Below are 1,697 nucleotides of genomic sequence, written 5' to 3'. Positions count from 1 at the left end.
GGCCGAGGCCGCCGCGCGCACGCCGGCGCTGGCCGGCTGGCTCGCGCGCAACGTCGCGCCGCATCGCGATCCGGCGCTGCGGATCGTCACGCTGTCGTTCAAGCGCACGCTGCAAGCGCCGGGCGACGCGTCGGCCGACCAGCTCGAACGCGTCGCCACGCTGGTCGACCGCTATTCGGCCGGCGAGGCGCGCGTCACGCATGCGCAGAACGTGGTGCTGCCGTGGGTGCACGCCGACGATCTGCTTGCGCTGTGGGAAGCCGCGCGCGCCGAAGGGCTGGCGAGCGCGAACGTCCATCTGCTGACCGACATGATCGCGTGCCCCGGCGGCGATTTCTGCGCGCTGGCCAACGCGCGCTCGCTGCCGATCGCGGACGCGATCGCCGAGCGCTATCAGGATCTCGACGAGCTGGAAGACCTCGGCGAGATCGATCTGCACATCAGCGGCTGCATCAATTCGTGCGGCCATCACCATAGCGGCCATATCGGCATCCTCGGCGTCGACAAAGATGGGCGCGAGTGGTATCAGGTCACGCTCGGCGGCGCGGACGGCTCCGCGCGCGGCGGCGAGGCGCGCGCGGGCAAGGTGATCGGCCCGTCGTTCTCGGCGCGCGAGGTGCCGGACGCGATCGACGCCGTGCTCGCCACCTATCTGGCGCTGCGCGCGCCGTGCGGCGATCGGCACGAACGCTTCATCGAGACGGTGGGCCGCGTCGGCATCGAACCGTTCAAGGCGGCCGCGCAGGCCGCACGCAGCGTCGAGGAGAACCCGGCATGAACGCCACCGAACGCATCCGCCTGCTGAGCGCCGAAGCGCACGCAGCCGAAACCGCCCACGCCAGCAGCCAGCCCGACGGCGCGGTGCTCGCGCTGCCCAACGACGCAGACGTGAGCGCGCATGCCGACGCGATCGCGCGCGCGGCGCGCGTCGAACTGCACTTCCCGGCGTTCACCGACGGCCGCGCCTACAGCCAGGCGTATCTGGTGCGGCGGCGGCTCGGCTTTCGCGGCGACCTGCGCGCCACCGGCGAGGTGCTCGCCGACCAGTTGCAGATGATGGAGCGCACCGGCTTTTCGAGCGCGGTGCTGGCCGAGGGCGTCGCGCCGAGCGATGCGCAGCGCCAGCTCGATCGCTTTCCCGCGTTCTATCAGGCCGATCTCAGGCAACGCGCGGGCTGAGCGCCGCGTCGGCGGTGCAGGCCGCCGCGGCCGATTTCAGGCGTCTTGCGGGCTTAGCGCCGCATCGGTGGTGCGTGCCACCGAGACCGATTTCAGGCGTCCCGCGAACCGGGCGCTGCGTCGGTGGCGCAGGCCGCCGCCAATGAACGTTCGACCATCTCCGCGAGTTGCACCGCGAGCGCCTCCATCGGCGTGCCCGGCCCGAACACCGCGCGCACGCCGGCCGCCATCAGCCGGCTCGCATGCGCATCGGGCACGATGCCGCCGACCACCACCGGCACGTCGATCGCGCGCGCGGCCAGCGCGTCGAGCAGCGCGGGCACGGTGTCGAGATGCGCGCCGGACAGCGTCGACATGCCGACCAGATCGAGCGGCACGCCGGCCGCCTGCCCGGCGATGCGCTCGGCCAGCAACGTCGCCGAGGCGAACAGCGGCGCACGCGCCACAGCGAAGCCGGCATCGGCCAGCGCCGAGGCGATCGCGTTGAGGCCGCGGTCGTGGCCGTCCTGCCCCAGCTA

The 1,697-nt window shown here is 72.7% G+C and carries 3 protein-coding genes; 2 read left to right on the top strand and 1 reads right to left on the bottom strand.

Translation table 11 applies throughout. The annotated features are described in order from the left end of the window. Positions 1 to 778, top strand: a 778-nt coding sequence (locus G3N92_RS33695) for a nitrite/sulfite reductase (RefSeq protein ID WP_206131821.1), incomplete at its 5' end; no start/stop codon positions are given. Next, the gene (locus tag G3N92_RS33690) at positions 775 to 1,179 is read left to right on the top strand and encodes a DUF934 domain-containing protein (protein WP_206131820.1); all 405 of its coding nucleotides are present in this window, start codon (positions 775 to 777) and stop codon (positions 1,177 to 1,179) included. The genes G3N92_RS33695 and G3N92_RS33690, both read left to right, overlap by 4 nt. A 92-nt stretch (positions 1,180 to 1,271) precedes the next feature. On the opposite strand, the gene G3N92_RS33685 is transcribed toward G3N92_RS33690, so the two are convergent. After that, positions 1,272 to 1,694, bottom strand: a complete 423-nt coding sequence (locus tag G3N92_RS33685) for a cobalamin-dependent protein (protein ID WP_277396224.1) — start codon at positions 1,692 to 1,694, stop codon at positions 1,272 to 1,274. Positions 1,695 to 1,697: the final 3 nt, after the last annotated feature.

The sequence above is a fragment of the Burkholderia sp. Ac-20379 genome, from assembly GCF_017104645.1.
GTDB lineage: Bacteria > Pseudomonadota > Gammaproteobacteria > Burkholderiales > Burkholderiaceae > Burkholderia.
The sequence above is the reverse complement of the archived record's forward strand: the minus strand, read 5'-3'. Positions and strand labels throughout refer to the sequence as shown.